Origin of the sequence: Xanthomonas sp. A1809 (assembly GCF_017746015.1) — a bacterium.
GTDB classification, from domain to species: domain Bacteria; phylum Pseudomonadota; class Gammaproteobacteria; order Xanthomonadales; family Xanthomonadaceae; genus Xanthomonas; species Xanthomonas euvesicatoria.
Window position 1 is genome coordinate 1 of sequence record NZ_JAGHWZ010000036.1, and the last position, 1,463, is coordinate 1,463.

A 1,463-nucleotide genomic window follows, 5' to 3' on the forward strand; every position below is an offset into this window, starting at 1 on the left:
TGTGGGCAGGCATCGTCGTTGGAGAAGCGGGAGGCTTGGTTGGGAGCCAATTCACAAATATCATCCGCAATTCAATAAAGAATGCAGGTTTAGAAAGTAAGGCGCTATCGACGAGGGCGTCGGCTGCCTCTGCAGATGCTGATAGTGAGGCTGGACTGGGGCAAGCAAGGGGAGGAGCGTTGCTGGGTGAGCCTGAGGTGCCACCACCCAATGCGCCACCAGATCATGTACGTTCAATCAATCGTCAGAATGAGGCAGCTCGAGGGCTTGCTGAAGCTGGCTATAATATTGAGCAGCTTCCAAACATTAAGAAAAATCAGGCCAATCCTGATCTAATGATAAATGGAGAGCTTGCAGATGTTTATTCTCCTAGGACTAACAGTCCTATATCTGTCATAAAAACTTTGGCAAATAAGGTTGAAGATCAGGCAAGTATTATCGTTGTAAATCTTGCCGACTCCCCTTTGACTCTCGATCAAGTAGGGAATGCATTAAAAGCAAATCCCGTGAAAGGGTTGAATAAAATTTATATTATGAAAGATAGGAAGTTCAAAATATTGGAGTTTCGAAATGACTATAACCATGATTCTTGAAATTGAAAATGGCATTAGTTTGGATGATATAATTATGCTCCTGAATAAACTGGAAAATAGCTATCAGTGCAAAGAAGGGGCTATATTTGGAAATTTCAATAAATCAAATTCTCGATTTGTTTTTCGCTGTAATGATAAACCTGAGCCTTTAGTTGCTGAGGGGGTCAATTTTCAGTGGCTAGTGGGAATCACTGGCAGCTTCCATTCAAGGGCAGATTCGCTAGGCAAGAGTCGCGAAGATGTTGAAAATTTTCTTAAATTGCTTGACGCCACCAGTCTGTATAATTTTGTACTTTCTTTCCAATACGAAGATGTTTATGTCATCCGCAATGGAGCACATATGCAAATTTTAAAGGAATGGTGACCTGTTTTTACATTCCAAACATCAGAAGACATCAGGGACGGAGGTAATTAAACGGCGGCCTTGGTCGACAGCAGGACCTGCAGCAAGGCGCAGCATCAGCGGCAGCGCGCTCGACGGCATCCGCGCCCAAGTTGGCTTGAATGGTCGCACCGCGCAAAGCGCCGGTGGAGTGGGCGGCCAGGCAGTGGGCGGCCGTGCCAACGGCGGCGCGAGCAGTATCCAAGTTGCCACCGGCACCAGCGGCAGCGCAGGCACGCACGTCGGCGCCAACACGCAGGACGCCACGCTGGCCACATCGGGCGGCATCGTCAAGATGTCGGTCGCACCCGTGATGTCCAACGACAGTGGCCTGGTGCGCGGCAGCGTCGATCAGGCGACTGTGCAGACCACCGCCGCCGGTACCGGTGTCACGACGGGCGCGAACGCAACCCGTACGCGCGTCGACCCCGCCACCATTCCAGTCGCCAACATCGTTGGCGGCGGTCAGACCTCGCTGACGCAGATCG

At 50.4% G+C, this 1,463-nt stretch carries 2 protein-coding genes and 1 pseudogene; all 3 read left to right on the forward strand.

The window, feature by feature from the left end; all coding sequences use genetic code 11:
* Positions 1-593, forward strand: a pseudogene (locus J7396_RS21885) (hypothetical protein); the annotation flags it as partial.
* Positions 583-957: a hypothetical protein gene (locus tag J7396_RS21890; protein WP_144080873.1), complete on the forward strand. Its 375-nt coding sequence runs from the start codon at positions 583-585 to the stop codon at positions 955-957. The pseudogene J7396_RS21885 and the gene J7396_RS21890, both read left to right, overlap by 11 nt.
* 184 nt (positions 958-1,141) lie before the next feature.
* Positions 1,142-1,463, forward strand: a 322-nt coding sequence (locus J7396_RS21895) for a hypothetical protein (RefSeq protein ID WP_244669822.1), incomplete at its 3' end; no start/stop codon positions are given.

What these genes read in the sequence shown, in the direction of transcription:
- J7396_RS21890 (WP_144080873.1), top strand. Translation starts at nt 583, where the DNA reads ATGATTCTTGAAATTGAAAATGGCATTAGTTTGGATGATATAATTATG.